General features: G+C 71.5%; 24 protein-coding genes and 2 pseudogenes. 10 read left to right on the forward strand and 16 right to left on the reverse strand.

Going from position 1 to position 25,237, the window contains the following annotated elements; translation table 11 throughout:
• Nucleotides 1–3 precede the first annotated feature (3 nt).
• The 4 genes from AC0VY3_RS18380 to AC0VY3_RS18395 form a co-directional block, all read right to left on the reverse strand.
• Nucleotides 4–942 (reverse strand): carbohydrate ABC transporter permease, encoded by a 939-nt coding sequence (locus AC0VY3_RS18380; RefSeq protein ID WP_475550062.1) that lies wholly within the window; start codon nt 940–942, stop codon nt 4–6.
• Complete coding sequence (locus tag AC0VY3_RS18385; RefSeq protein WP_475550063.1) at nt 939–1,940, reverse strand: carbohydrate ABC transporter permease; 1,002 nt, start codon at nt 1,938–1,940, stop codon at nt 939–941. Before AC0VY3_RS18385 ends, AC0VY3_RS18380 begins: the two co-directional genes overlap by 4 nt.
• A 119-nt stretch (nt 1,941–2,059) precedes the next feature.
• The gene (locus AC0VY3_RS18390; protein WP_475550064.1) at nt 2,060–3,364 is read right to left on the reverse strand and encodes an ABC transporter substrate-binding protein; all 1,305 of its coding nucleotides are present in this window, start codon (nt 3,362–3,364) and stop codon (nt 2,060–2,062) included.
• A 225-nt stretch (nt 3,365–3,589) separates the two neighbouring features.
• The gene (locus tag AC0VY3_RS18395; RefSeq protein WP_475550065.1) at nt 3,590–4,720 is read right to left on the reverse strand and encodes a substrate-binding domain-containing protein; all 1,131 of its coding nucleotides are present in this window, start codon (nt 4,718–4,720) and stop codon (nt 3,590–3,592) included.
• Nucleotides 4,721–5,088: 368 nt separating this feature from the next.
• Between AC0VY3_RS18395 and AC0VY3_RS18400 the strand changes: the two genes are divergently transcribed.
• Nucleotides 5,089–7,503 carry a polysaccharide lyase 8 family protein gene (locus AC0VY3_RS18400; RefSeq protein WP_475550066.1) on the forward strand — a complete coding sequence of 805 codons (2,415 nt, stop codon included), beginning with the start codon at nt 5,089–5,091 and terminating at the stop codon, nt 7,501–7,503.
• Between the two features lie 19 nt (nt 7,504–7,522).
• On the opposite strand, the gene aac(3) is transcribed toward AC0VY3_RS18400, so the two are convergent.
• Both aac(3) and AC0VY3_RS18410 read right to left on the reverse strand, forming a co-directional pair.
• Nucleotides 7,523–8,380, reverse strand: a complete 858-nt coding sequence (aac(3), locus tag AC0VY3_RS18405; RefSeq protein WP_475550067.1) for an aminoglycoside 3-N-acetyltransferase — start codon at nt 8,378–8,380, stop codon at nt 7,523–7,525.
• A gap of 130 nt (nt 8,381–8,510) precedes the next feature.
• Nucleotides 8,511–9,776: an IS701 family transposase gene (locus tag AC0VY3_RS18410; protein ID WP_475550068.1), complete on the reverse strand. Its 1,266-nt coding sequence runs from the start codon at nt 9,774–9,776 to the stop codon at nt 8,511–8,513.
• 210 nt (nt 9,777–9,986) lie between these two features.
• Here AC0VY3_RS18410 and AC0VY3_RS18415 point away from each other — a divergent pair, with 210 nt between their 5' ends.
• Both AC0VY3_RS18415 and AC0VY3_RS18420 read left to right on the forward strand, forming a co-directional pair.
• The gene (locus tag AC0VY3_RS18415) at nt 9,987–10,499 is read left to right on the forward strand and encodes a DinB family protein (protein WP_103509587.1); all 513 of its coding nucleotides are present in this window, start codon (nt 9,987–9,989) and stop codon (nt 10,497–10,499) included.
• A 158-nt stretch (nt 10,500–10,657) separates the two neighbouring features.
• The gene (locus tag AC0VY3_RS18420; RefSeq protein WP_475550069.1) at nt 10,658–11,404 is read left to right on the forward strand and encodes a transporter substrate-binding domain-containing protein; all 747 of its coding nucleotides are present in this window, start codon (nt 10,658–10,660) and stop codon (nt 11,402–11,404) included.
• 151 nt (nt 11,405–11,555) lie between these two features.
• Here the strand turns inward: AC0VY3_RS18420 and AC0VY3_RS18425 are convergent, their stop codons facing one another.
• From AC0VY3_RS18425 to AC0VY3_RS18435, 3 genes are all read right to left on the reverse strand, one after another.
• A complete protein-coding gene (locus AC0VY3_RS18425) occupies nt 11,556–12,056 on the reverse strand; it encodes a GNAT family N-acetyltransferase (protein ID WP_475550070.1) in 501 nt (166 codons plus the stop codon).
• A gap of 59 nt (nt 12,057–12,115) precedes the next feature.
• Nucleotides 12,116–12,286: a DUF6381 family protein gene (locus AC0VY3_RS18430; protein WP_167396280.1), complete on the reverse strand. Its 171-nt coding sequence runs from the start codon at nt 12,284–12,286 to the stop codon at nt 12,116–12,118.
• A gap of 185 nt (nt 12,287–12,471) precedes the next feature.
• Complete coding sequence (locus AC0VY3_RS18435; RefSeq protein WP_475550071.1) at nt 12,472–12,906, reverse strand: hypothetical protein; 435 nt, start codon at nt 12,904–12,906, stop codon at nt 12,472–12,474.
• Between the two features lie 181 nt (nt 12,907–13,087).
• Between AC0VY3_RS18435 and AC0VY3_RS18440 the strand changes: the two genes are divergently transcribed.
• Entirely contained in the window at nt 13,088–13,600 is a 513-nt protein-coding gene (locus AC0VY3_RS18440; RefSeq protein WP_103509591.1) for a helix-turn-helix domain-containing protein, read from the forward strand.
• Nucleotides 13,593–13,979 (forward strand): DUF4180 domain-containing protein, encoded by a 387-nt coding sequence (locus AC0VY3_RS18445; RefSeq protein ID WP_242738168.1) that lies wholly within the window; start codon nt 13,593–13,595, stop codon nt 13,977–13,979. Before AC0VY3_RS18440 ends, AC0VY3_RS18445 begins: the two co-directional genes overlap by 8 nt.
• A gap of 91 nt (nt 13,980–14,070) precedes the next feature.
• Here AC0VY3_RS18445 and AC0VY3_RS18450 read toward each other — a convergent pair whose 3' ends face one another.
• Nucleotides 14,071–15,069, reverse strand: coding sequence for a sporulation protein (locus AC0VY3_RS18450; protein WP_475550072.1), 999 nt, complete (start codon nt 15,067–15,069; stop codon nt 14,071–14,073).
• A gap of 325 nt (nt 15,070–15,394) precedes the next feature.
• On the opposite strand from AC0VY3_RS18450, the gene AC0VY3_RS18455 reads away from it, so the two are divergent.
• The 5 genes from AC0VY3_RS18455 (at nt 15,395) to AC0VY3_RS18475 (ending at nt 19,485) form a co-directional block, all read left to right on the forward strand.
• Nucleotides 15,395–16,732, forward strand: coding sequence for a hemolysin family protein (locus tag AC0VY3_RS18455; RefSeq protein WP_475550073.1), 1,338 nt, complete (start codon nt 15,395–15,397; stop codon nt 16,730–16,732).
• Complete coding sequence (locus AC0VY3_RS18460) at nt 16,729–17,745, forward strand: hemolysin family protein (protein ID WP_103509597.1); 1,017 nt, start codon at nt 16,729–16,731, stop codon at nt 17,743–17,745. The genes AC0VY3_RS18455 and AC0VY3_RS18460 overlap by 4 nt, the downstream gene beginning before the upstream one ends.
• A 125-nt stretch (nt 17,746–17,870) precedes the next feature.
• Nucleotides 17,871–18,491, forward strand: a complete 621-nt coding sequence (locus AC0VY3_RS18465) for an L-threonylcarbamoyladenylate synthase (protein ID WP_103509598.1) — start codon at nt 17,871–17,873, stop codon at nt 18,489–18,491.
• A 31-nt stretch (nt 18,492–18,522) separates the two neighbouring features.
• Complete coding sequence (locus AC0VY3_RS18470) at nt 18,523–19,146, forward strand: hypothetical protein (protein ID WP_103509599.1); 624 nt, start codon at nt 18,523–18,525, stop codon at nt 19,144–19,146.
• Nucleotides 19,147–19,260: 114 nt separating this feature from the next.
• Nucleotides 19,261–19,485 carry a hypothetical protein gene (locus AC0VY3_RS18475; RefSeq protein WP_103509600.1) on the forward strand — a complete coding sequence of 75 codons (225 nt, stop codon included), beginning with the start codon at nt 19,261–19,263 and terminating at the stop codon, nt 19,483–19,485.
• Here the strand turns inward: AC0VY3_RS18475 and AC0VY3_RS18480 are convergent.
• The 6 genes and pseudogenes from AC0VY3_RS18480 to AC0VY3_RS18505 form a co-directional block, all read right to left on the reverse strand.
• Complete coding sequence (locus AC0VY3_RS18480; RefSeq protein ID WP_475550074.1) at nt 19,470–20,042, reverse strand: AAA family ATPase; 573 nt, start codon at nt 20,040–20,042, stop codon at nt 19,470–19,472. The two genes, AC0VY3_RS18475 and AC0VY3_RS18480, sit on opposite strands and share 16 nt — an antisense overlap.
• A 196-nt stretch (nt 20,043–20,238) precedes the next feature.
• Nucleotides 20,239–20,980, reverse strand: a pseudogene (locus tag AC0VY3_RS18485) (ATP-binding cassette domain-containing protein); the annotation flags it as partial.
• Nucleotides 20,981–21,115: 135 nt separating this feature from the next.
• Nucleotides 21,116–21,715, reverse strand: a pseudogene (locus AC0VY3_RS18490) (ATP-binding cassette domain-containing protein); the annotation flags it as partial.
• A gap of 322 nt (nt 21,716–22,037) precedes the next feature.
• Entirely contained in the window at nt 22,038–23,543 is a 1,506-nt protein-coding gene (gene mptB / locus AC0VY3_RS18495; RefSeq protein WP_475550075.1) for a polyprenol phosphomannose-dependent alpha 1,6 mannosyltransferase MptB, read from the reverse strand.
• Nucleotides 23,544–23,634: 91 nt separating this feature from the next.
• Entirely contained in the window at nt 23,635–24,051 is a 417-nt protein-coding gene (locus tag AC0VY3_RS18500; protein ID WP_475550076.1) for an SRPBCC family protein, read from the reverse strand.
• A gap of 36 nt (nt 24,052–24,087) precedes the next feature.
• A complete protein-coding gene (locus tag AC0VY3_RS18505; RefSeq protein WP_103509605.1) occupies nt 24,088–25,098 on the reverse strand; it encodes an aldo/keto reductase in 1,011 nt (336 codons plus the stop codon).
• Between the last annotated feature and the right edge of the window lie 139 nt (nt 25,099–25,237).

Here is a 25,237-nt window from a genome sequence, read left to right on the forward strand (position 1 = left end):
GGCTCACTTGACGGCTCCTGCGGTGAGGCCCGAGCGCCAGAAGCGCTGGAGGCAGAGGAAGGCGATGATCAGGGGGACGACGGCGACGAGGGAGCCGATGATGACCAGCGGGTAGAGCTCCGGCTGCTGGTAGACGTTCTGGTTCCACATGTAGAGGCCCAGGTTGACCGGGTAGAGCTGGTCGTCGTTGAGCATCATGAGCGCGCCGTAGAAGTTGTTCCAGCTCGCGGTGAAGGAGAACAGGAAGATGGTCACGAAGCCGGGCGCGAGCATCGGCAGGGCGACCTTCGTGAAGGTCCGCACCTCTCCCGCCCCGTCCATGCGAGCGGCTTCCAGGACCTCGCCCGGCACGTACCCCTCGGAGAAGACGCGGGCGAGGTAGACGCCGAACGGGTTCACGAGGCTGGGGATGAGGACGGCCCAGTAGGTGTTGACGAGGCCCAGTTCGGAGGCCATCAGGTAGAGCGGGAGCTGGACGACGGTGGAGGGGATGAGGACGCCGACGAGGACGACCCCGAACCACTTCTCCCGGCCGCGGAAGGCGTACTTGTCGAAGGCGTAGCCGCAGGCCACCGAGATGAGGGTGGAGAGCCCGGAGGCGACGACGGTGTAAAGGAGGCTGTTGAGCAGCCAGCGGACGAACACCCCGTCGTTGTATTCGAGGAGGGCGGTCAGATTGGCCAGGAACCGGAAGTCGCCGAGGCTGAACGGGTTGGTGGCGAACAGGTCCCGGTAGCTCTTGGTGGAGGCGATGAGGAGCCAGGTCAGCGGCATCAGGGTGTAGACGGCCACGACGGCGAGCACGCCGTTGACCATGACGCGCGAGGTGAGGCTTCCGGTACGGCCCCGGCGGGCGGGCGGCCGTGGTGCGGTCCGGCGGTCGGCCCGGCTGGGCCGTGCGGTGGCGGCCGGTGCTTCGCGGTTGGCTGTCTGGGTGCTCATGAGGCCTTCCACCGGTTGCCGAGCTTGGTGACGACGAAGGACAGCAGGCCGGCGAAGAGGGCGAGCAGGAGGGAGCTCGCGGCGGCCAGGCCGTAGTCGTGGCCCTTGAAGGCCGCGGTGTAGATGAACATGGTCGGCGACCAGTCCTCGCCCATGGTGTTGGCGCGGAGCTGTACGAGCTTGGGGGCGTCGAAGAGCTGGATGGCGCCGACGCAGGTGAAGAGCAGGGTCAGGACGACGGTCGGCCGGATCATGGGGATCTTGACCTGGAGGGCGGTGCGCAGGGCTCCGGCTCCGTCGACGGTCGCGGCTTCCAGGACCTCGCGCGGAACGGCCTGGAGCCCGGCGTAGAAGATGATCATGTTGTAGCCGGTCCACTGCCAGGCGGAGATGTTGACGACCGAGAAGATCGCCTCGTCCTGGCCGAAGAAGTTCCAGTTCGCGCCGAGGGCGTCGAGGGCGTCGGTGACCGGGCTGAGGCCGGGCGTGTAGAGGTAGAGCCAGATCAGCGAGGCGATCAGGCCGGGCACCGCGTGCGGCAGGAAATAGGCGATCTGGAAGAAGCGCCGGGCCCGGGCCATGGTCGAGTCGACCAGCAGGGCCAGGATGAGCGCGCCGCCGACCATCGCGGGGATGTAGAGGGCGCAGTAGAGAGCGATGTTGCCGAACGAGCGGAGGAACGCCTCGTTGCCGAGGGCTTCGGTGAAGTTGCCGAACCCGGCGAAGACGCGCTCGGTTCCGCCGAAGCCGAGGCCGGAGGACTCCTCGCGGTAGAGGCTCATCCACGCCGCGTAGATCATCGGCAGGACGGTGACGGCGATGAAGAGTGCGAAGAACGGCACCGTGAACAGGGCGAGGGCCCGGCGTTGTCCGCGTCGTGTGCCGGGGCCGCCCGGGGCGCCGGGCTTTCCCGGTCCGGCGGATCCGGTGGGACCGGGGGGCGGCGGCGCGGGCTGGGATGCCGTGGTCCGGTCCGGCCGGGCGAGTGGGGCTGCCACCTGTTGCTCCTTCGGCGGGGGGGGTGGGCGGGGTGAGGTGGTGGGGCCGCCCGGAACGGTCCGTCCCGGGCAGCCGCGCGACCGCTGGTCGAGCTCGCGACCCCTGGTCGCGCTCGCGCCTACTTGTCGAGCTTCAGACCGCGGTCGGTGACCGCGCTCTCACCCTTCGCCTGGCCGGAGGTCAGCATCTTCGTGTGGTCGCCGCCCGCGGCCATCTGCGCCGAGGTCACCTGCTGCTGGACCGGGCCCCAGGTCCAGCCGGGCACGATGGTGTCGGCGGCCTCGCCGGCCACGGCGTAGACGTCCTGGTCGCCGAAGTAGGAACTGTCGAACTGCTTGGCGGCCGCGGCGCGCATGCCCTCGTTGGCGGGCAGGGCGCTGCTGGGGGTCTTGAGGGAACTGAGGCGGGCGGTCATGGCCTCGGGGTCGGTGGTGACCCACTCGATGAACTCGGCGGCGGCCTCGATGTGTTCGCTGCCCTTGGGCACGATGTAGGAGGTTCCGCCGTACATGCCGGTGCTCGGCTCGCCGTCCCAGGTGGGCAGGGGCGCTATGCCCCACTTGCCCTTGGAGTCGGGGTAGCTGACGGGGAAGTTCCCGGCGCTCCAGGCGGCGCCGATGATGGTGGCCACCTTGCCGGTGGCGCGTTCCTTGTTCTCGCCCTCGCCCCAGAGCGGGGTCCTGGAGGCGAGGCCGTCCGCGAGGAGGCCGTCCCAGTAGGCGGCGACCTTGCGGGAGGCCGGGTCGTCGATGTTCACCTTCCAGGCGTCGCCGCTGGTGCCGTACCACCGGGCGCCGGCCTGCCAGGCGAGGCCGGAGAGCAGGGCGGGGTCGCCGCCGCCGAAGTTGGTGATGGTGACATCCGGGTCGCCCTTGTGGATCTTCTCGGCGGCCGTACGGTATTCGGCCCAGGTCGTCGGTACCTCGACGCCGTACTTCTTGAACAGGTCCTTGCGGTAGAAGAGCTGGATCGGCGTGACGTCGAACGGCACGGCCCAGGTGGAGCCGCCGAGGTTGACCAGGGACTGGACGGCTTCGGGGAACTCCTTCTTCACCAGCTCGCCGGAGCCGGCGGTGAGGTCCTCCAGGTTGCCCTCGCTGGCGTACTCGGGCAGGGCGGAGTAGTCCATGGTCGCCACGTCGGGGGCGTTGCCGCCCTTGACCGCGTTGGAGAGCTTGGTGACGCCCTCGGGCCCCGCGGGGACCATCGAGAACTTCACCTTGATGTCGGTGTGCGTCTTGTTGAACGCGTCGGCCGTTTCCTTGGCGCCCGCGGTGGCCGACCAGAAGGTGAGGGTGACGGGCTTGCCGTCGCCGGGGCCCGACGCGTCCGGTCCCGATCCGCCGCAGGCGGTGACGAGCAGGGCGAGTGAGGCGGCGGAGGCCGCCAGGGCGAGGCGGGACGTGCGGGCGATACAGGGCATGGGCCGGCTCCTACGAGACCTCGAACTGCGGGAGATGAGGTGAACGGCACACATCATTTTGCGCGAAACCGATCGCCGTCAAGAGCAAATGACCAAATCAATCGAATCGATCACGAGCGGGGTTGCCACCCCTCCGTGCGGCCCGCCGGACCCCGGGAACGCGAAAAGCCGTGCCCCCAGGGCCGGTTGGCCCGGGGCACGGCTCGTGGCGCGGCTCTCGCCGGGTCAGGGGGCGGCGGCGGCCGCCCCGCAGGAGACCCGGACCCGCAGGGTGGGCAGGATGTCCAGGTGCCGTCGGGCGAAGGAACTCCCGCCCGCCGCACCCGCGTCCGTCGCGCCGGGTTCGGCCACGCCGAGTCGGGACAGCAGGAGCCGGGCGGCGGCGGCCCCCACGGCGTGCTTGTCCGGGGCCACGGCGGTGAGCGGCAGGTCGGCGAGCGAGGCGACCTCGTCGTCGTACGTGATCACCGCGAGGTCCTCGGGCACCCGCACGCCCCTGGCCTGGAGCCGGGGGATGAGGACGATCGCGTCCGCGTCGCTGTGCACGATCGCGGCGGTCACGTCGCCGCTCGCCACGCCCTCGCAGAGATACTCCAGCGTCCGCTCGAAACGATCGGCCTCCGACCGCGACGGGGCGTCGTCCAGCGGCGAGGCCGATACCGGGGTCAGCCCCAGGGCCTCCACGGCGGCGCGGTAGCCGACCCGGAGCCGGGGAGCGGTCGGGCTGTCCTGCACGGCGAGCGCGATCGCCCGGTGCCCCAGCCCGGCCAGGTGCGCCACCGCTTCGGCGGCGCCGTGCGCGTGGTCCGAGCGCACCCGGTCCAGGCGCGCCGCCGGATGGCCGAGAGGCGCCGAGCGTTCCACCAGGACGACCGGGGTCTCCTGCTCGACCGTCCACAGTCCTTCGCCCTGCTCCGGGCAGCCGCGCTCCCAGCTCGGCGTGAGCAGGAGTCCGTCCGCGCCGGTGGACAGCAGCCGGCGGGCCTGGGCGGCGTCCTCGCCGGGGAGGTAGCGGGAGAGTCCGATCGTCAGCCGGGCGCCCGCGGCCTCGACCGTCCGCCGGGCGCCGCGCACGACGTCCGCGTAGTAGTACTCGGTGGTCGGCACCACCATGCCCACCACCAGCCCTTCGGCGGGGGGCGCGGCGGCGGGGGCGGGCCGGGACTGCCCGGCGGGCCACACCACCGCGCCGTGCAGCCGCTCCACCAGCCCCTGGGCGGCCAGCGCCTCGACGTCCCGGCGCAGGGTGACGGCGGACATGCCGAGTTCCTCGGCGAGTTCGGCGACGCGCAGGCTGCCGCGCTCGCGGACGAGTTCGAGCACCCGCTCGTGGCGCTGATCGACGTGCAGTCGCATGGATCCCCCTGGACTCGGAGACGGCTGGGCCCCGGCCCGACGGTGTCCCGGCGGCGGAAGCGCGTGGGTTCCGGCTCCCGGGCGGCCGCCGTCCGGCCTGCCTCAACCATATCGATCACATGCGCTCGAAACGATCCGAACAGGGTTTTGCCCCGGCACGACGGGTGCGCGCCGGTTCACACCCGACAGCGACATACACGCCCCGAGAAGCGATCGATACGATCAATTCGGCCAAAGTCATTGAGCGGGTCGCCCGTCGGCTGCTAGAAAGTGCCCGCCCGCTCAGAACAGTCGGATCCCGGGATCAGTTCAGCGCCCCCGCGCGCCGGGTTCCCGCCGGAGACACCTCACCGACCCGGAGCTCTCCCATGACTTCTGCCTGGTCCCGCCGTACCTTCCTGGCCACCTCCGCGGCGCTCACCGCCGCGGGTGGCGGCGCGCTGCTGCTCGCCACCCCCGGCGCCGCCGCGTCCGTCGCCGAGGACGACCCGTACGCCACGCTCCGCACCACCTGGAGCACGCTGATCCTCGGTGAGGGGTTCAGCCCGACCGCCGAGCCCTTCAGGAGCCGGCTGGCCGACCTCGGCGCGAAGGCCTCGCAGTGGCTGGAGACGATGGCCCCGGCAGCGGGCTCGCTCTGGCCCGACGCTGTCTTCGCGGATCCGGACCCGGACACGGACGCCGAGTCGTACGTCTTCTCGGGGCGGATGGCCGACAGTTTCGTCCGCCTCAACACCATGGCCCAGGCCTACCGCCAGCAGGGCACCGGACTGACCGGGAACACCGGACTGCGCGATGCCGTGCTCACCGGCCTGGAGCACCTCAACACCCAGGTCTACAACGACGGGCAGACCCGGTACGGCAATTGGTACAGCTGGCAGATCGGCGCGCCGCAGGCCCTCCTGGACGTGTGCGTGCTCATGTATGACGCGCTCGCCCCGGAGCGGCTCGCGCGCTACTGCGCCGCCGTCGACCACTTCGTACCGGACTCCGCCGTCGCCTCGTACACCGGGACCAGCACCGGGGCCAACCGGGTCGACCTGTGCCGGGTGCTGGCCCTGCGCGGGGTCGTCGGAGGGAGCCCGGAGAAGATCGCGCTGGCCCGGGACGCCCTCTCCCCCGTCTTCCCGCTGGTGGCCAAGGGCGACGGGCTGTACGCCGACGGCTCGTTCATCCAGCACACCACCGTGCCGTACACCGGCAGCTACGGATCGGTGATGCTCGGCGGGCTCGGGCTGCTGTTCGCGCTGCTGAAGGGGACCACGTGGGAGGTCACCGACCCGAAGCGGCAGGTGGTGTTCGACGCGGTGGAGAACGCCTGGGCGCCGTTCCTCTTCAACGGACTCGTCATGGACTCCGTCGCGGGGCGCGCCATCAGCCGGGGCGAGGTCGACGACCACCGGCGCGGGCACCCCATCCTCGCCTCCGTCGTGCTGCTCGGGCGCGGCGCGTCGGACGCCGAGAACGCGCGGTGGCGGGCGCTCGTCAAGGGCTGGGCACAGCGCGACTACTACAGCCCGCCGCTGAGCAACCCCTCGCTCGGGCTCACCGCGCTGGCCCGGATCAAGAGCGTCCTGGACGACGCCTCGCTCACCCCGGTCCCCGAGCCGGACGGCCACCGGCTGTTCCCCGACATGGCGCGGGCCACACACCGCCGCCCCGGCTGGGCGGCGTCGCTGAGCATGGCCGACCGGCGGATCACCTATTACGAGGTCGGCAACGGCGAGAACCTGCGCGGCTGGCACACCGGTTCGGGGATGCTCTACTGGTGGGGCGACACCTTCGCCAACGGCCAGTACAGCGACGCCTTCTGGCCCACCGTCGATCCGTACCGGCTGCCCGGCACCACGGCCTCGCGCAAGGTGCTCGCCGACGGGGCGGGCGGCGACTGGGGCGTCGCGCTCCCCGATGTGAACTGGGTCGGCGGGGTCACCGACAAGAAGCGCGCCGCCGTGGGGCAGTACCTCAAGGGTCTTTCCAGCACGCTGATGGCGAAGAAGTCGTGGTTCTTCCTCGACGACACCGTGGTGTGCCTGGGCGCGGGCATCCACGGCCGCGACGGCGCCGCCGTGGAGACCACCGTCGACAACCGTAACCTCGGGCCGACGGGCAACGCCCCGTTCACCGTGGACGGCTCGGTCAAACCCCTCACGCTGCCGTGGTCGGCGACCCTGACCGACGCGTCCTGGGCACATCTCGCCGGGCACGGCGGTTACGTCTTCCCGGGCAGGTCCACCGTGAAGGCGCTGCGGGAGAACCGGACCGGCCGCTGGCGCGACATCAACACCGCGGGCTCCACGGATCCGGTCTCCCGGAAGTACCTCACCCTCTGGTTCGACCACGGCCAGGACCCGACGGACGCCACGTACGCGTACCAGCTGCTGCCCGGCGCGTCCGAGCAGCGCACGGCGGCACGGGCGGCGGACAGCGGCTGGCTGCGGGTGCTCGCCAACTCGGACGATCAGCAGGGGGTCTCGGTGGCCTCGCTCGGGCTGACCGCCGTCAACTTCTGGTTCGGCGGCAGCGTCGGGCCGCTGGTGGCGGACGCCCCGTGCTCCGTGATGGTCACCGAGCACACGGACGGTACGGCGACGGTGTGTGTGAGCGATCCGATGCGGATGCGGACGAGCCTGACCCTCACCTGGAACCGGGCCGTCGCCTCGGTCTTGTCGAAGCCGGCGACGGTGACATCGGCGACGACGGGGGCCTCGCTGCGCCTGGTCTTCGGCGACCTGTCCGGCACACGCGGGGCGACCCAGACGATCAAGGTGCGGCTGTCCTGAACCGCGTCGGCGCCGGTGTTCAGGCGGCCGGTGGGTTCAGGTGCTCCTCGATCCAGCGGACACCGAAGGCGACGGCCGGTCCGGCGTCGAACAGACAGCTCCGGGCCGCGCCGACGAACCCCTCGCGCCCGATGCCTGCGGCGAGCATGCTCCCGACGATCACCGCGAAGGGGTCCTGTCCCTCGGGCACGACAGGGGAGTAGTCGAACGCGCCGTGCTCGGAGTCGATGTCCCGGAAGGTGCGCCAGATCCGCTCGCCCTCCACCCGGACGGGCTGTTCGTACGTCACGAACCGTTTGCCGGGGGCCTGGGCGAGCGCCTCGGCGTGGTGCAGCAGCGTCATCGTCTCCCGGGGCGCGCCGAGGAGCAGCACCCGGCCGCCGAGGGCGACCAGCCGGGCCAGCGGGCTGCCGGGGCCGTGCGGGTCGTCCCAGGGGTGGGCGTCCGTCAGCGCGGCGGCCGAGGCGCCGAGCGCCGCGAGGCTCACGTCGGGGTGGCGGCTGCGCAGGGCGCCCGGCCGGTGGCGCAGGGCCTCCGGGAGGCGTCCGTTGGCGTGCTCGGCCTCGCTCAGTTCCGGGTCGTAGGCGGGGTGGTGGGCGCGCAGGGCCTGCTGCCAGGCATGGGGCCAGGTGGTGAAGTCGTAAGGCGGGGCATCGTTCCAGCCGCAGGTGACCATCAGCGTGCCGGCCGGTCCCACCACGTCCAGCAGAGCGTCGATGACCGTGCCCGGGCCGCCGGGGACGTAACCGATCGCGGACAGCCGCGTATGGAACATCACGGTGTCACCCGGGGCGAGGCCGAGTCCGGTCAGGTCGTCCCGGATCCGGTCCCGGGTCACCGGGCCGTCGGAGCGTCGCAGCATTTCCGTCTCGTCCATGCCTCACCACCCTAGCTAGTAGTGCTTGGTCATGTTGGTGCGGGGTCGGGCATGTCGCGGTGACAGGTGGGGCAGGCGCCGGTCCAGGTCGCGAGGAGTATCTGCAGCTCGCGGACGACTCGGTAGAGGCTCAGGCCGACGCCGTCTCTTTTGGGGATCGGGTCAGTCGCTGCAGGGTGCAGAAGGCGTGGGCGACCGAGACGAGGGTGACGTGGTGGTGCCAGCCTGGCCAGGTCCGGCCCTCGAAGTGGGCCAGGCCGAGGGCCTGTTTCATCTCGCGGTAGTCGTTCTCGATGCGCCAGCGGAGCTTCGCGGTGCGCACGAGGACGGGCAACGGGGTGGTCTCGGGCAGGTTGGAGAGCCAGAACTGCACGGGCTCGTCCTGGTCGGCGGGCCACTCCGCCAGCAGCCAGCGGACCGGAAGCTCGGCGGTGGTCGTGGCCTGGCGGATCTCGCGCCCGGCGGGCCTGATCCGCAGGGCAACGAAGCGGGAGTACATGCGTTTCACCCCGCTGCGGCCGCTGCCCGGCCGTGATCCCTCCCTCCACTGCACCGGCCGTGCGGAAGATTTGCCGGCCGCGATGACCAGGTCCTTCACCCGCTGTGCCGGCTCGGGATAGGCAGGGACCGGCCGCCGGCCCCTGCCGAGGTAGGTCGGGGTGGCCGGCCGTGCGTCCTCGGGTTGTGCGGTGGTTGTGGTCGAGATGCCCACCACGTAGTCGAGTCCGCGTGTCTCCAGGCCGAGCCGGAAGGCGGCGGTGTCCCCGTAGCCGCCGTCGGCGATGACCTGGGGCACTTCGATGCCCCAGGACCGCGTCTCGTCGATCATGTCGAGGGCCAGCTGCCACTTCTCGACATGGCCCACCTGGGCAGGGATGGCGCACTTGTCACGGCGGGCCACTTTGGCCGGATCGGCCTTGGGCGAGGAGGGATCCCAGCTCCCGGGCAGGAACAGACGCCAGTTCACCGCCGCCGAGGCACCGTTGGAAGCCAGGTGCAGCGAGACTCCGGCCTGGCAGTTGGTGACCTTGCCCGCCGTGCCGGTGTATTGCCGGGTCACGCACGCCGACGCGTCCCCGTCCTTGAGGAAGCCGGTGTCATCGATGACCAGCGCGGTGGGTTTGATGACCGGCTGCATCCGCCAGGCCAGCCGGGCCCGGACATGCGCCGCATCCCACGGGCTGGAGGTGACGAAGTGCGCCAGAGCCTGCCGGTTACCCTCCTCGCCCAGACGGGCGGCCATCGGCTCCACCGACTTACGCCCGCCGTCCAGCAGCAGACCCCGCAGATAGACCCCGCCCCACCGGCGCTGATCCGCCCGCGCGAACGGCTCGAACATCTCCGCCGCGAAGTCCTCCAGATCACACCGGACCGCAGCCAACTCCTCACTCAGCACACACGATCAACGACACGACCGATCAAGAAGACACGCCATCACAAACGACACATGACCAAGCCCTACTAGGACCTGTCGTCATACTGCCGCCTGCCGGGCTACGACGGCAGTTTGACGACAGGCCCTTGGGCTCCGGCGGGAAACTCGCCTGCCCGGCCGGGCGCGGGCCGGTCATACTGTCGGCCGGCACAAGGACTGGGAAACCTCATCATGACGGACGACGACCGGATCGGGCCTCCCCTGCTGGGAAGCGAGCGCGAGACGCTGCGGGCCTTTCTCGACTACCACCGGGAGACCCTGGCCATGAAGTGCGCGGGGCTGGACGACGAGAAGTTGCGTGAGCGGTCGATGCCGCCGTCCACTTTGTCGCTGCTGGCTCTGGTACGGCATCTGGCGGAGGTGGAACGCACCTGGTTCCGGCGGGTGTTCAAGGACGGGGCGGCTCCGATGGTGTGGTCGGAGAAGCTCTTCGACTTCCAGGCGGCGTACGACGCGAGCGCCTCGACCCGGGCCGAGGCGTTCGCCGCCTGGGAGGCGGAGGTGGAGACCTCGCGCCGGATCGAGCGGGAGGCGGCCTCGCTGGATCTGGTGGGGTATCAGCCGCGGTGGGAGAAGGAGGTCTCGCTGCGGATGGTCATGGTGCACGTCCTGCTGGAGTACGGCCGCCACAACGGTCACGCGGACCTGCTGCGGGAAGGGGTGGACGGGACGGTGGGTGCGTGAGACCGGCCGGGCGGCCGGTCCCGTACACGCGCCTTCGCCGCCGCGGCCGGTCCCGTGCGCCCTACGGCGGCGGTGAGCGCGTTCGTACGCCGGTCGGTGACGGCGGGCGCGTTCGTACGCCGGTCGGTGACGGCGGGCGCGCTCGTAGACTCGGCTTCATGACTCAGCAGCCGACAGCAGCTCCCGCCCTCGTCTCCGTGTTCGCCCCCGGCGGCACCCTGCGCGCCTCGGTCAACCTGGGCAATCCGATCCTGGCCCACCGGGATCCGGCGAGCGGCGAACCGGCCGGGGTCTCCGTCGACCTGGCCCGGGAGTTCGGGCGGCGGCTCGGGGTCCCCGTAGAGCTGGTGGCCTTCGAGAGGGCCGCGCTGTCGGTCGACGCGGTACGGGCCGAGCGGGCGGACATCGGGTTCTTCGCGGTCGACCCCGCCCGGGGCGAGGGGCTGCGGTTCACCGCCCCCTATGTCCTCATCGAGGGCAGCTATCTGGTGCCGGACCCGTCCGAGGTGTCCGAGAACGACCAGGTGGACGCCGAGGGCACCCGGATCTCGGTCGGGGCCGGGTCGGCGTACGACCTCTTCCTCACCCGTGAGATCCGCCGGGCCGAGGTCGTCCGGCTGGAGGGCGCCCCGCGCGCGCTCGCGGCCCTGCGGGCGGGCGAGGTCGACGTGGCCGCCGGGATCCGGCAGTTGCTGGAGGCCGAGGCGGCCCGGGCCGCGGGCGTACGGGTGCTGCCGGGGCGATTCATGGTGATCCGGCAGGCCATGGGGGTGCCGTCCGGGCGAGGTGCGGCGGCGCAGGAGCTGCTGGCATCGTTCGTGGAGGAGATGAAGGCGGGCGGCTTCGTCGCCGACGCCCTGAAGCGTCACGGCATCGAGGGCGCGTCCGTGGCACCAGCCGCCTGAACCTCCGCCGGGCGCCCGGGGTGTTCAGGGCGTTCGGGGTTCAGGGCGTGACGATGGGGAAGCCGGCGTCGGGTGCGTCGAGTACGGACATCAGACGCACCAGTGCGCCTGCGGAGGGAGGCGCCCGGGCTCAGACCCGCCTGACCGGCCGTCAGCGGCGGCGGGTCAGGACGCGGGTGGTGCTGCCGTCGTCCTCCACGACGTCCCTCACGTGCTCGAAGCCGATCCTGTCCAGCAGTCGCAGCGAAGCCTCGTTCGCGGCGGCGACGGTGGCGTGGACCTCGGTCAGCCCGAGGGCGCCGAAGCCGTGGGCGACGACGGCCTGTGCCAGCTCGGTCCCCAGGCCGCACCCCCAGGCCGTCGGAGACAGGGCGTAGATGATCTCGTGGCCGTCGACGTCGTCGGTCCGCTTGATCTCGGCGTGCCCGACCAGGAGTCCGTCGCGGCGGACGGCCCAGACGGCGAACAGGTCCTGGGCGTAGACCTTGGTGAAGACCCGCCCGAACAGGGCCCGGTCCTCCGCCTCGGTGGAAGGGCCGTCGCCCATCCACCGCGACACCTCGGTGTCCTGGAACAGGGCGACGAAGTCCTCTTCGTCCTCGGGGACGTACGGCTCCAGCAGGAGTCTCTCGGTGCGCAGCGTCGGGGTCACGGCGCGCGACACTACCCGGGCTACGACCACGCGGACAATCGGCTCTCCCCGTACACCGGTCAGGACGGCCGGGAATCGGGTGCCGGGTCCTCGCGCAGCAGCCGCAGAGCCTTCTCCCGGAGCCGCTGCCGGTGCTCGGGGTCGGTGGCCCGGTCGGCGGCGCGGCCCAGTTCCTCGGCGCGTTCGCGGGTGCGGCGGGCTCGCTCCACCGGACTGTCGTACAGGTTCATGGGGTGTCCTCCGTCGTGGGTCCTCCGTCGGCAACCGGTGTCGTGTGCGCGACCGGAGCCCCAGCGTCACCGGAGTCGGTCCGTACCGCATCTCGTGCGGTCACGTTCCGTGACGACGAGGGAGGCGGGGTTCGGGAGGGGCGGCGACGGACGGGCCGTCGTGACAGGCGTCCTGAGCGCGCCCGTCAGTCGGCGGTGTGGTCCGGATGTCCTTCGGTCCGCCGGTCCGCCTTCATCTCGGCCTCGTAGAGATGGTCCCGGCCCTCGGCGAGCTCCAGTCTGATCTGCCGCTCGATCGTCCGGAACACGTCGTAGTAGGTGGCGTTGTACTCCTCGACGATCTGGAACGTCCAGTGTCCGGGGATGACGTTGCGGCCGATGATCTCCCGTTCGACCTGATCGGCCCGGTCTCCGTGCCCGGCGGCACGGAGCAGTCGCACGGCGTCGTCGAGGGCGAGATCGGCGCTTCCGGTGAGCTGATGGAAGTCGTAGAGGGCGCCGCGCGCACGCTCGGCGGTCTCCAGCGCCTTCGACAGGGCCCCGAGCGCCTCCACGGTCGTATCGGTGACGCCCTCGGGTCGCTGGTGGCGCGGATCGGGCGGCCGGGCTCCGGGCTTCATAGGGCTCCTCTCCCTCCTGTCCGCGTGGGCGGCCGTGCGTAACCCACCTTGCTGTGGCGGACTACGTCGCACACGCCGAGCAGGTCCGGAACGAGTAGTCACCGACCACAGCGTTCCCTAAACTGCCCCATGTTTCCTCATTGGACACTCTTCAAGGTTGTTTACCGTATGATTCATACCTATGGGGAATGACGAGCGGGAGCTCTACTCGGTCGGCGAAGTGGCCGAGCTGCTGGGACTGCATGTGCGGACCGTCCGGAACTACGTCCGCGAGGGCCGGCTCAAGGCTGTCCGGATCGGCAAGCAGTACCGGATCAGCAAGGAGGACTTCGCGGCTCTGACCGGCCGGCCGGTCGATGACACCGCCGACCACCGGGCCGACGGCACGGCCCCGCAACCGGCACCCGCGCCGGGACACGTCGAGGTGTCGAGCATCGTGCAGATCGACGCGCTCGGCCCGGACGCCGCGCACCGGCTCAGCACGTTCATCACGGCGAGCACGCAGTCCGCGCGGGACACGTCGGATCCCCTGCGCGTCCAGACGGTCTATGACAAGGAGCGAACCCGGATGAAGATCGTCATTCTCGGCGGCGCGGCCGCCACCGCCGATCTGCTGCACATGATCGACGGCCTCCTCGGCCCGGACAACGACCTGTTCACCTCCACGGGCGGGCAGGGGGCGGACCGTGCCTGACATCGTCGAGCACCACGGCGTCCCGGTCCTGGAGTGCGATGCCGACGGGGAGACCGTCGTCGACGTCCAGGGCGCTCTGGACCATCTGATCGGTGCCGCGTTCCAGCGCGCGGAGGTGGTCGCCGTGCCGTCCACGCGGCTGGACGACAGCTTCTTCGACCTGAGCACCGGCTTCGCCGGAGAGGTCCTGCAGAAGTTCGCGAACTACCGGCTGCGACTGGTCGTCGTCGGGGACATCAGCCGTCATCTGGCGGCCGGTTCGGCCCTTTCCGATCTCGTCCGCGAGGCCAACCGCGGCCGGGACATCTGGTTCGTCCCGGATCTGGACGCGCTCACCGACCGGCTGGCTCCGAACGGGGCGGGCCGGGGCGGCGCGTGAGCCGATGACGCGGGCGGGCGGCGGAAAGCCCGCCCGCCCGCCCGCCATGGAAGGAGAGACGGCGGAGAAGCCGCCGCCCGCCCCGAGGGCGTCAGCCCTCGTCGCCTCCCGCGTCCTCGTCACCCTCCTCGCCCTCGAAGGCGTCGCCGATCTCGTCGACGACCTCGGCGGCGACCATGCCGCCGACGACGCCGACCGCCACGCCCGCGGCGACCCCGGCCACCACCGCGCCCGCGCCGGGGCCCGAGCGGTGCTGGTCACCGTGGTGTTCTCCGTACGAGGAGGGCGTGCCGTACGGGGACGGCGCGCCGTGCCCCGCGTGGCCGGCGATGACCTCCTTCAGCCAGGCGTCGACCCGGGCGTTCCATTCGGTCTGCGGAACCGCGTGGTGGGAGGCGGTGAAGCGGTGGACCGTGTCGTGGCCCTCGGAGAAGAGTCCGGCGCGCTTGTCCGCCTCGATCACGACCTCCAGACCGCCGGGTGCGGCGAGGAAGGTCACCTCGATCTCGTTGACGGCGTGCGCGTGGCCGGCCGGCGGGAGAATTTCGATCTCCTGGTAGCAGGGCAGCTGCTGACCGGTTCCCCGGATGTGCCCGAGCTCCAGGTCCGCGGATCTGAACGCGTAGCCGAGCTGCCCGAAGGCCTCCAGGATCGCTTCCTGCGCGGGCAGCGGGCCCACCGCGAGCGGGTCGAGGTCACCCTTGTCGCGGGCGCCCGCGATCTCCAGCTCCGTCCGGATGCCGAGCACCGGGCCCAGCGGCTGGCCGTGGAGCTCGTTGATCGGCGTCTCCCACGGCAGGGTGAGGCTGAACGGCACGGTGTGTTCGGCCTCCTCCGCCAGCCGGAAGCCGCCGCCGACGGTGAACCGTTCGAGGACGACGGTGCCCTCGTGCTCCTCCTCCTGGCCCTCCCGCTCGACCCTGGCGACGAGGAGCAGAGAGATCCGGTCGACCGAGACGTCCGTTCCGCCGCCGCGCAGACGGACCTCTCCGGAGAGGAGGCCGCCGGGCAGCGCCGGGCCGGGCTCCAGAACGGTGTCGACCGAGGGTCCGCCGACCCCGAGGGCTCCGAGCAACTTCTTGAACACCATGTGCGGCGTCCGCTCCTTCTGTTGAGGCCACCTCACCGGGGCGGAATGCCCCGGGAAGTAAAGGATTTCCCAAGCCCACGAGCGCTACGCACGGTTCCGGCCATCCAGATCAAGGGAGCCTTTCCCGGCCGGTACTCCGTGTGACACTCGCCACTCCCCTTTGCTTTGCGTTCCCTTTACTATCTATCAGGCGGGTTCACACCCGTCCCTCACGTCGATACCGACGACCCGAACAGAGAAGGAGCTGCGGCACCGCAATGGGTGAGCCTCCCAGTACGAACCGTGTCATCCCCGATCCCGAGCACCAGGGGACGGAGGTGACACGGTGAGCGAAGTGATCCTGCTCCTCCTCGCCCTCGCGCTGACGCTGGCCTGTGCGGTGTTCGTCGCGGCCGAGTTCTCGCTGACGACCATCGAGCGCAGCGAGCTCGAACGCGCCGCGCAGGCCGGAGAGCGCGGTGCCGAGAGCGCGCTCAAGGCCGCCAAGCGGCTCACCTTCCAGCTCTCCGGCGCTCAGCTCGGCATCACCGTGACCTCCCTGGTCATCGGCATGCTCGCCGAACCCTCCCTGGCGGTGCTGCTGCGCGGTCCGCTGGAGGGCGTCGGGCTGCCGACCGGCGCCGTTTCCACGGTCGCCACCCTGCTCGGCGTGGCCGCCTCCACCGTGGTCCTCATGGTCATCGGTGAGCTGGTCCCGAAGAACTGGGCGATCTCCAGCCCGCTCACGGTCGCCAAGGTCGTCTCGACCCCGCAGCGGGCGTTCACGGCGGCTTTCGCCCCGCTGATCCGGCACCTCAACAACACCGCGAACCGTGCCGTGCGGCGACTGGGCCTGGAGCCGGCCGAGGAGCTGGCCTCCGCCCGTACGCCGGACGAGCTGATCGCGCTCGCTCAGCACTCCGCCCGTGAGGGCGCCATCGAGCAGGATTCGGCCGAGCTGTTCGTCCGCACCCTGCATCTGGCGGAGCTGTCCGCCGAGAACGTGATGACGCCGCGTGTCGACGTCCGGGCGCTGGAGGCGCACGCCACCGCCGCCGACGCCGCCAACCTCACGCTGGCCACCGGTCTGTCCCGCTTCCCGGTCTACCGCGACAGCCTGGACGAGGTCATCGGCACGGTCCACATCCGCGACGTCCTTGCCCTGGACGAGACCGAGCGGTCCCGGACCCCGGTCACGGCGCTGGCCACCGAGCCGCTCCTCGTCCCCGACTCGCTGCCGGTGGACCGGCTGCTCGCGCAACTCCGCAAGCACCGGACCATGGCGGTGGTGATCGACGAGTACGGCGGTACGGCGGGCGTCGCCACCGTCGAGGACATCGTCGAGGAGGTCGTCGGCGAGGTCCGCGACGAGCACGACCCCCATGAGCGCCCCGACCTCGCACCGGCCGAGCCGCTCGGCGACGGGCGCCCGGTCTGGGCGGCCGAGGGCAGCATCCGGCTCGACCAGCTCGACCGGATCGGCTTCCGCGCGCCGGAGGGCCCGTACGAGACGCTCGCCGGTCTGCTCGCCAACCAGCTGGCCCGCATCCCGGTCCGTACGGACCGGGTGGAGGTCGACGGCTGGCAGTTCGACGTGCTCGACATCGAGCACCACCGGGCCGACCGGGTCCGGATCACCGCGCCCGCAGCGGCGCCCGCCCTCGTGGAGGAGAACGCCCGATGACCGCCATCCAGCTCGCCATCGGCGCGCTCACCCTCCTGACCAACGCGTTCTTCGTGGGCGCCGAGTTCGCCCTGATCTCGGTCCGCCGCAGTCAGATCGAGCCGCAGGCCAGGCAGGGCAGCCGACGCGCCAAGAGCACCCTGTGGGGCCTCGAACACCTGTCGGCCGCCATGGCCACCGCACAGCTCGGCATCACCATCTCCTCGCTGGTGCTGGGCGCCGTCGCGGAACCGGCCATCGCGCATCTGCTGGAGCCGCCGTTCGACGCGATCGGCGTGCCGGAGGCGCTGGTCCACCCGATCGCCTTCGTGATCGCGCTGACGCTGGCGACGTATCTGCACATGCTCATCGGCGAGATGATCCCGAAGAACATCGCGCTGGCCGCCCCGGTCGCCACCGCGCTGGCGCTGGGTCCGTCCCTGGTGGGTCTGACACGGACGCTGCGGCCGGTCATCTTCGGCATCAACGCCTTCGCCAACATGCTGCTGCGGCTACTCAAGGTAGAGCCCAAGGACGAGGTAGCCTCGGTGTTCACCGACGACGAGCTCGTACGGCTGGTGAAGGACTCCAGCGACGCCGGGCTGCTCGCCCCGGCCGACGGTGAGCGGCTGCAGGACGCCCTGGAACTCGGGACCCGGCCGGTCGGCGAGGTCATGGTCCCGCTGAACCGGACCGTCACCGTCGACCTGGGCATCACCCCGCAGGGCCTGGAGCGGGCCGCGGTCGCCTCGGGCTTCTCCCGGCTGCCGGTCACCGGACCCGACGACGAGCTGCTGGGCTACTTCCACATCAAGGACGCGCTCGGTGTCGCCGAGCGCACCAAGGCACTGCCCACGAGCTCCCTCCACCCCGTCATCCGGGTCGAGATCGACACCCCGCTCGACGACGCCCTCACCACGATGCGTGCCGCCGGTACGCATCTCGCGGCGGTCGCCGGGGACAAGGGCACGGTCATCGGCTTCGTGACGATGGAGGACGTGCTGGACGAGTTGGTGGGGGCCGCCGCGGTCTGACCGGCCCGGCGGTGAACACCACCGTGTGAAACGGAAGGAGAGGCGGCCCGTCGCACGACGGGCCGCCTCTCGCCGTTCCCGGCCAACGGCCCTGCCGGCCCGGCCCGAACGCGTAAGCTCGGCGGATGGCCAAGTACTTCGACGTGCACCCCGCAAATCCCCAGCCCCGCACCATCTCCACGGTGGTCGACAGCATCCGGTCCGGTGCGCTCGTCGCGTACCCGACCGACTCGTGCTACGCACTGGGCTGCCAGTTGGGCAACCGTGACGCCATCGACCGGATCCGGTCGATCCGGAACCTCGACGACCGGCACCACTTCACGCTGGTGTGCCACGACTTCGCGCAGCTGGCGCAGTTCGTCCGCGTGGACAACGACGTGTTCCGGGCGGTCAAGGCGGCGACGCCCGGCAGCTACACCTTCATCCTCCCGGCGACGAAGGAGGTTCCCCGTCAGCTGCTGCATCCGAAGAAGAAGACGGTCGGTGTGCGGATCCCCGACCATGTCGTGACCCAGGCGCTGGTCGCCGAACTCGGCGAGCCGCTGCTCTCCAGCACCCTGCTGCTGCCGGACGAGGAGGAGCCGCTGACGCAGGGCTGGGAGATCAAGGAGCGGCTCGACCACGAGGTGGACGCCGTCATCGACTCGGGCGACTGCGGCACCGAGCCGACCACGGTCATCGACTTCTCCGGCGACGAGCCCGAGATCGTACGCCGCGGAGCCGGGGACACGTCGCGCTTCGAGTGATTCGGTGCGTCCGCAGGGCAGACTGGCGGGCGTGACGGGTGAGCGACTGCGGTTCGACGGCTGGATCGCCGGTGTGGGGACCTCCTCGGGTACCCGGCTGGTGGTCGGGCACTGGCCGCGGTCGCCGTTCGGCGCGTTCAGCGACGTCATGGTCGAGCATCCCGACGGCGAACGGGTCCTGCTGGCCCCGACCCGGCGGGTCGCGGACTTCGTCGCCGCCACCTACCGCTTCGACCGGATCGAGGTGGTGCCGGTGACCGTCACCGCCGTCGCCGGTGACAGCCTGCTCGTCGAGGCCGGTCCGCTGCGCCTCCGGCTGCGGACCGGGCGCAGGACCGCCCTCGGGCTGCTGCTCTCCGCCGTACCGGCCCCGCTCGTCCGCAGCCCGGTCTGGGCCGCGCTCTGTGACGTGCCGGCCCGGCTGCTGATGCCCGGCGTACGCACCCTGGGCCGCGCGGGTCCGGGGCGGCGGGAGTGGTACGGGGCGCGGGATCTGCGGCCGGTCGTGGCCGCCGACGCCGCGCTGGACGGGGCGGACCTGGGCGCGCTCGCGCCGCTCGATCCGCCGGTCGCCTTCGGATTCGGTTCCGCCCCGCGCCGCCCTTCCCTGGTGCGCGTCACCACAACGGTGGAACTGGCGGCCGACGGACGGTGAGGGGCCGCACGGCCCCGGGTGGGCGCGGGAGCCTGCCGGGGACCGGCTGCGGCCCGCTCCTGGGGAGGGCCGGCCGGGGATGCGCGGGGGCGGGGCTCGCCGCAGGGTGGACCCATGGCAAATCCCCCGATCGTCATCCACCGTCCGACCTCCTCGGGCGGCCGCCGGGTGACCGTGCACTACGAAGGCCGGGACGAGATACTCGGGCTGGCCCACAGCGACCACGACGTCGTCGTGTTCCTGAGCGAGGCCGGCCTCGAAGAAGCGGACCGGCTCCTCGACAATCCGGTCTGGGTGGAGTGGCGCGGCGGGCGCGCCCACCGCTACGAGGCGGCCTGAGCGGCCGCACCACCCGCACCTCCCCCACCGGACAGACCGTCGAGGATGGCCGAAACCGTCTCCTCGGGCGACTGACCGGATGTGTCCAGCCAGCGGCCGATGCGAGGCGTCCCGCTCCGCAGATGCGCGTCGAACGCTTCGACGGTCCACTCCCCGTACCACGTCTTGGCCCGCGCTTCCTCCCGCTCGCGCACGGCCCCCGGCGAGGGGGCGAGCACGACGACGTGGAGCGGACGGGTCCGGACCCTGTCGATGTAGCGGGGCAGAGCGTCGCCGAGGACGATGTCCTGGACGACGGCCGTCCAGCCGTCCTGCACGTAGGCGTCGGCCACCTGCGCCGAGATGCGCTGGCGCAGGTCGAGCTGGCTCCGTGCCTCCGCCGCCCCGTCGGGCGTCATCTCCGCGCGGCCCGAGACGATCATGCGGCGGAAGACGTCGCCGCGCACATGGACCGCTCGTGGCAGGCGCTCCGCCAGGAGCTGGGCGACGGTGGACTTCCCCGCCGCCATCACTCCGGTGATCAGGACGACGCAGGGGCCCGGGTCGACGGCCGTCATGCCGTGCCCGCAGGGGTGGACTCCGGGCTCCCGAACAGTTCGCGGACCTCGTCGGCGTCGGTATCGCGCAGTGCGTCGTCCAGCAGGATCCAGCGGGTGATGCCCACGGATTCCAGGAACGGCAGGTCGTGGCCGGCGATGACGAGCGCGCCCTCGTAGGACTCCAGGGCGCTCGTCAGCTGCCGCACGCTCGCCAGGTCGAGGTTGTTCGTCGGCTCGTCCAGCAGGAGCAGCTGCGGGGCGGGGGCGGCGAGCATCGTCGCCGCGAGCGCGGCGCGGAAGCGTTCGCCGCCCGAGAGGGTGCCCGCCGGCTGCTCCGCGCGGGCGCCCTTGAAGAGGAACCGGGCGAGCTGGGAGCGGATCTGGTTGTCGGTGGTGCCCGGGGCGGTGCGGGCGACGTTGTCGGCCACGCTCAGCGTGTCGTCGAGGACGTCCAGCCGCTGCGGCAGGAATTTCAGCGGTACCGCCGCCGTGGCCTCTCCGGTGCTCGGCGTGAGCTCCCCGGTGAGCGTGCGCAGCAGGGTCGTCTTGCCGGCCCCGTTGCGGCCGACCAGGGCGATGCGTTCGGGGCCCTGCACCTGGAGGCTGCCCTCGCGCAACTGTCCGTAGGGCAGGCTCAGGTCCCGGACGGTCAGGACGGTGCGGCCCGCCGGTACGGCGGTGTGGGGCAGGCTCACCTTGATCTCGGCGTCCCGGCGGATGGCTTCGGCGGCTTCCTCCCGGCGTTCGCGGGCCTCGTCGAGGCGGTCCTCGTGCAGCCCGCGCAGCCGGTCCCCGGACTCCTGGGCCGAGCGCTTGCGTTCCCCGGCGACGATGCGCGGAGCCTTCCGCCGGCCGTCCAGCTTCTTGTCGTGGCGCTGGCGGCGGGCCACCTTGATCCGGGTCTCCTCCAGCTCGCGCTGTTGACGGCGTACGTCGGCGTCGGCGGCCCGCAGCATCCGCCCGGCAGCCTCCTGCTGGACGGCGAGGGCCTCCTGGTAGGCGGACCAGCCGCCCCCGTACCAGCTCACCGAGCCCGAGCGCAGTTCGGCGATGCGGTCGACCCGCTCCAGCAGGTCCCGGTCGTGGCTGACGACGATCAGGATCCCGGAGCGCCAGGAGTCGACGGCGTCGTAGAGCCGTCGGCGGGCGAACAGGTCCAGATTGTTGGTCGGTTCGTCGAGGAGGAGGACGTCCGGGCTCTCCAGGAGCAGCGCGGCGAGGCGCAGCAGGACGGTCTCCCCGCCGGACAGCTCCCCGACGGTGCGGTCCAGTTCGACGTCGCCGAGCCCGAGGGAGCCGAGGGTGGCCAGGGCGCGTTCCTCGACGTCCCAGTCGTCGCCGACCGTTTCGAAGTGCTCCTCCCGTACGTCTCCGGACTCGATGGCGCGCAGGGCGGCCCGCCGTTCGGCGATGCCGAGGGCCGCGTCGACGCGGAGGGTGGTGTCCAGGGTGATGTTCTGGGGCAGGTGGGCGAGGTTTCCGCCGACGGTGACGGACCCCGACGCGGGACGCAGAAGTCCCGCGAACAGGCGCAGGAGCGTCGACTTGCCGGCCCCGTTGACGCCGGCCAGACCGGTGCGGCCCCGGGGGACGGTGAGGGAGAGCCCGTCGAAGAGCTTCGTGCCGTCGGGCCACTGGAAGGTGAGGTTGGATGCGGCCACGGAGGCGCCGGGCGCGGTGGGATGGCTCATGGTGTTCTCGCAGTCGGAAGCGGAAGGTACGGGGGGCTTCGTATGCGAACAGCACGCGGCGACCCGGCCCGGGGGCCGGAAAGCGGTGGGAAAGAACAGTCCTGCGAAGTGAGGGACGGCTCAGCACCGAGGTCGCATCCACGCGGAAGTCACGGGCGGCAGACATGCCGACAACGTCGTGACCGTGTACGGGCCAGGGCCGTACCGCGCGATGATCGCGGACCTCAGATGCGCAACGTCCACCTCTATCGGAGACAACAGGACCCGCCCAGCGTAGCCGAGGATGTTGTCGGGCGTTGGGGATTTCTTCGAGCGGACTTCTCTACGGGGCGCTCCGCGGGGCCGGGGCGGGGGTTGCGGCGGAGGCGGGAGCGTCCTGGTTCTCCGGCGATTCCGTGGGGCCGCGCTGGCCGGGGAGGCGGGCATCTGGCGGCACGACGGGGTTCCGGCGGACGGCGAGGGTGCCGAGGACGACGGCGAGGCCGGCGAGGGCGAATCCGTAGGGCGGGGTGGCGCCCATGGGGTGGGTCTCGTACACCAGCGCCGCCGAGAGCACGATCAGGACGGCGGACAGCCGGCCGTGCTGTTCGGTCGCGGCGACGACGGCCATGCCCCACAGCAGATACCAGGGCTGGACCATGGGCGAGAGGGCGACCAGGGCGAGCAGCGAGAGGCCGAGCGCGTGGGCGGGCGTCACTCCGCCGCGCATCGCACGCCGGGCCAGCACGAGGATCAGGCCGAGCGCGACCGCCAGGCCCAGCGTCTGGACGGCGGACTTGACCGGCGTCACCTCGACGTCCAGGAGCAGGTGGGCCAGCTCTCCCAGCCCGAGGCCGAGGTCGCTGCTGACGGAGAGCGCGGTGTGGATGTTCGCGGCGACGCCCTGGGTGTGGAGCCAGCCGAATCCGGTGCCGCTGATCAGCGTGGCGCCCCCGGCGACCGCGCAGGCGATCAGGCCGGGCGCGAGAAGCCCCTTGGCCCAGCGGCGCCACCGGGGGCCCGTCGCGGAGGCGTGTACGAGGACGCCGATGAACAGCAGCGACACGGCCGCCGGTGACTTCACCATCATGGCGAGTCCGATCAGCGCGCTGCCCGCGATCCACTTTCCGCGCAGGGCGAGAACGAAACCGGCGAGCATCAGGCCGATCATCAGCCCGTCGTTGTGCATGCCGCCGACGACATGGATCAGCAGCAGCGGGTTGAGGGCTCCCAGCCACAGGGCGCGGCTCTCGCTGCGGCCGTGTTCCCGCGCTAGCCGGCGCAGCGACCAGACGATCAGGGCGAGAGAGAGGAGTGCGACGACCCGCATCGCCAGGACGGCGGGAACGATCGTGCCGCCGGTGGTCCAGGCGACGGCTGCGGCGACCAGCAGGAAGAGCGGCCCGTAGGGGGCCGGGGTGTCGCGCCAGTGGTTGCCGACGCTCGCGGCGGCGTCGCCGCCGATCCCGCCCGGGTCCAGGGCGGAGGGGCCGACGGTGTAGACGTCGTGCCCTTCGACGACCATCGAACCCTGGGCGATGTAGCTGTAGACGTCGGCGCTGTAGAGCGGGGGCGCGAGCAGGAACGGGGCGGTCCACCAGGCGAGGGTGACGAGGGTGTCGCGGACGGTGGAGGCGGTCTTGCCGTACTGCCACCAGGCCACGACGAGCACGGTCAGTCCGGCGTAGGCGAGGACCGCTGCGGCCGCCTTCGCGGTCGACCCGTGATCGGTCCACAGCCGCCAGGGGTCGTGGACCGGCAGCTTTCCGGCGAACCAGCCGCCGGCGACGACCGCCAGGGATCCTGCCGCACCCAGCCGACGGTGTCCGACCGCACTCAAAGCCCACATGACCGGCCAACCTATCGGACGGCCTGACCCGCTCGGCAGCCGCTCCCCCGGCCGGCCGGGCGCCCGGAGCAGGTCCGGGCGCCCGTGGCGCTCAGCCGGCGAGCGACTGCCTGAGGGCGGCGAGGCCGTCGGCGTAGATGCCGTGGAAAAGGGCGGCGGCCTCGTCGTCGCCGATCCCGTCCGGGGTGAAGGTGCCGGACCACTCGACGCGCGCCCGGTCCGGCGCCGAGCCCTCGTGCACGGCGATGGTCGACAGATAGCCCGTGACCGGGAACGGGGCGCGGAGGATGGAGTAGCCGTAGCTGCGCGCCGCGTTGTCGAAGGTTTCGAGGCGTTCGACGATGACGCCGCCCTCCTCGTTGACGAGGGTGCGGACGCGGCCGCCCTCGCTCAGCTCACTGGTCGGGATGTACGGGAGCCAGTCGGGCAGCGAGTCGAAGCCGCCGATGAGCTGCCAGACGCGGTCGGCGGGAACGGGGAGTTCGGTGGAGGCGGTGGTGCTGGTCATGGGGTGACGTCCTTGATGTGGTCGGGCGCGCGTGGTTCAGGCGGTGGGGACGGGGGCGTCCGCGGAGATCAGCTTCTCCTCGCGCAGGGCCGCCCAGAAGGCCGCGGGGATCTTCTCGTCGAGGGCGGCGAGGTCCTCGGCGATGCGGCTGGGCCGGGTGGCGCCGGGGATCGCCGCCGCCGTGGCCGGGTGGGCCAGGGCGAACTGGAGCGCGGCGGCCTTGATGCCGATGCCGTGCTGGTCGGCGAGTGCCTTGAGGCGCTCCACCTTGGCGACGATGTCCGCGGGCGCCTTCTGGTATTCGAAGTGCGCGCCACCCGCGAGGATGCCGGAGCTGTACGGTCCGCCGACGACGAGGTCGACGTCGTGCTCGGCGGCCGCCGGGAGGAGCCGTTGGAGGGCGCGGTCGTGGTCGAGGAGGGTGTAGCGGCCGGCGAGAAGGAACGCGTCGGGGCGCGGCTCGTCGAGGTCGAGGGTGAGTTCGAGCGGCTCGACCTTGTTGACGCCGAGGCCCCAGGCCTTGATGACGCCTTCCTCGCGCAGCCGGGTCAGGACCCGGAAGGCGCCGGTGCGGGCGCTCTCGTAGGCGGCGAGCCACTCGTCGCCGTAGAAGTCCTGGGCGACGTCGTGGACCCAGACGATGTCCAGGCGGTCGGTGCGCAGCCGCTTCAGGCTGTCCTCGATGGAGCGCAGGGTGGCGTCCGCGCTGTAGTCGTTGATCATCTTGTTGGGGCGGCCGTGCTCGAAGAGCCCGCCCTTCTCGCCGAGGTCACGGGCGGCCGGGTCCTCGGCCTCGTCCAGGATGACCCGGCCGACCTTGGTGCTGAGGACGTAGGCGTCGCGCGGGTGCTGGGCGAGGACGTCGCCGAGCCGGATCTCGGAGAGGCCGGCGCCGTAGAAGGGGGCGGTGTCGAAGTAGCGGATGCCCTGGTCCCAGGCGGCCTGCACGGTGGCGGCGGCCTCGTCGTCGGGGATCGCCCTGAACATGTTGCCGAGCGGAGCTGTGCCGAAGCCGAGCCGGCCGGGGAGGAGGTGGTTAATGCTCACGTGTGCGTCCTTGACTCTGCGAAGGAGCCGACCATCAGCATGATTTTGCCCCTGAATGATCAGGTTGCACATGCTCTGTCGGCCTTACGTATTCGAGGTTAGGATCGGACGTTGAGACTGTCCAAGACACGTTTGGGCT

This window comes from Streptomyces sp. iso_384, from assembly GCF_056172905.1.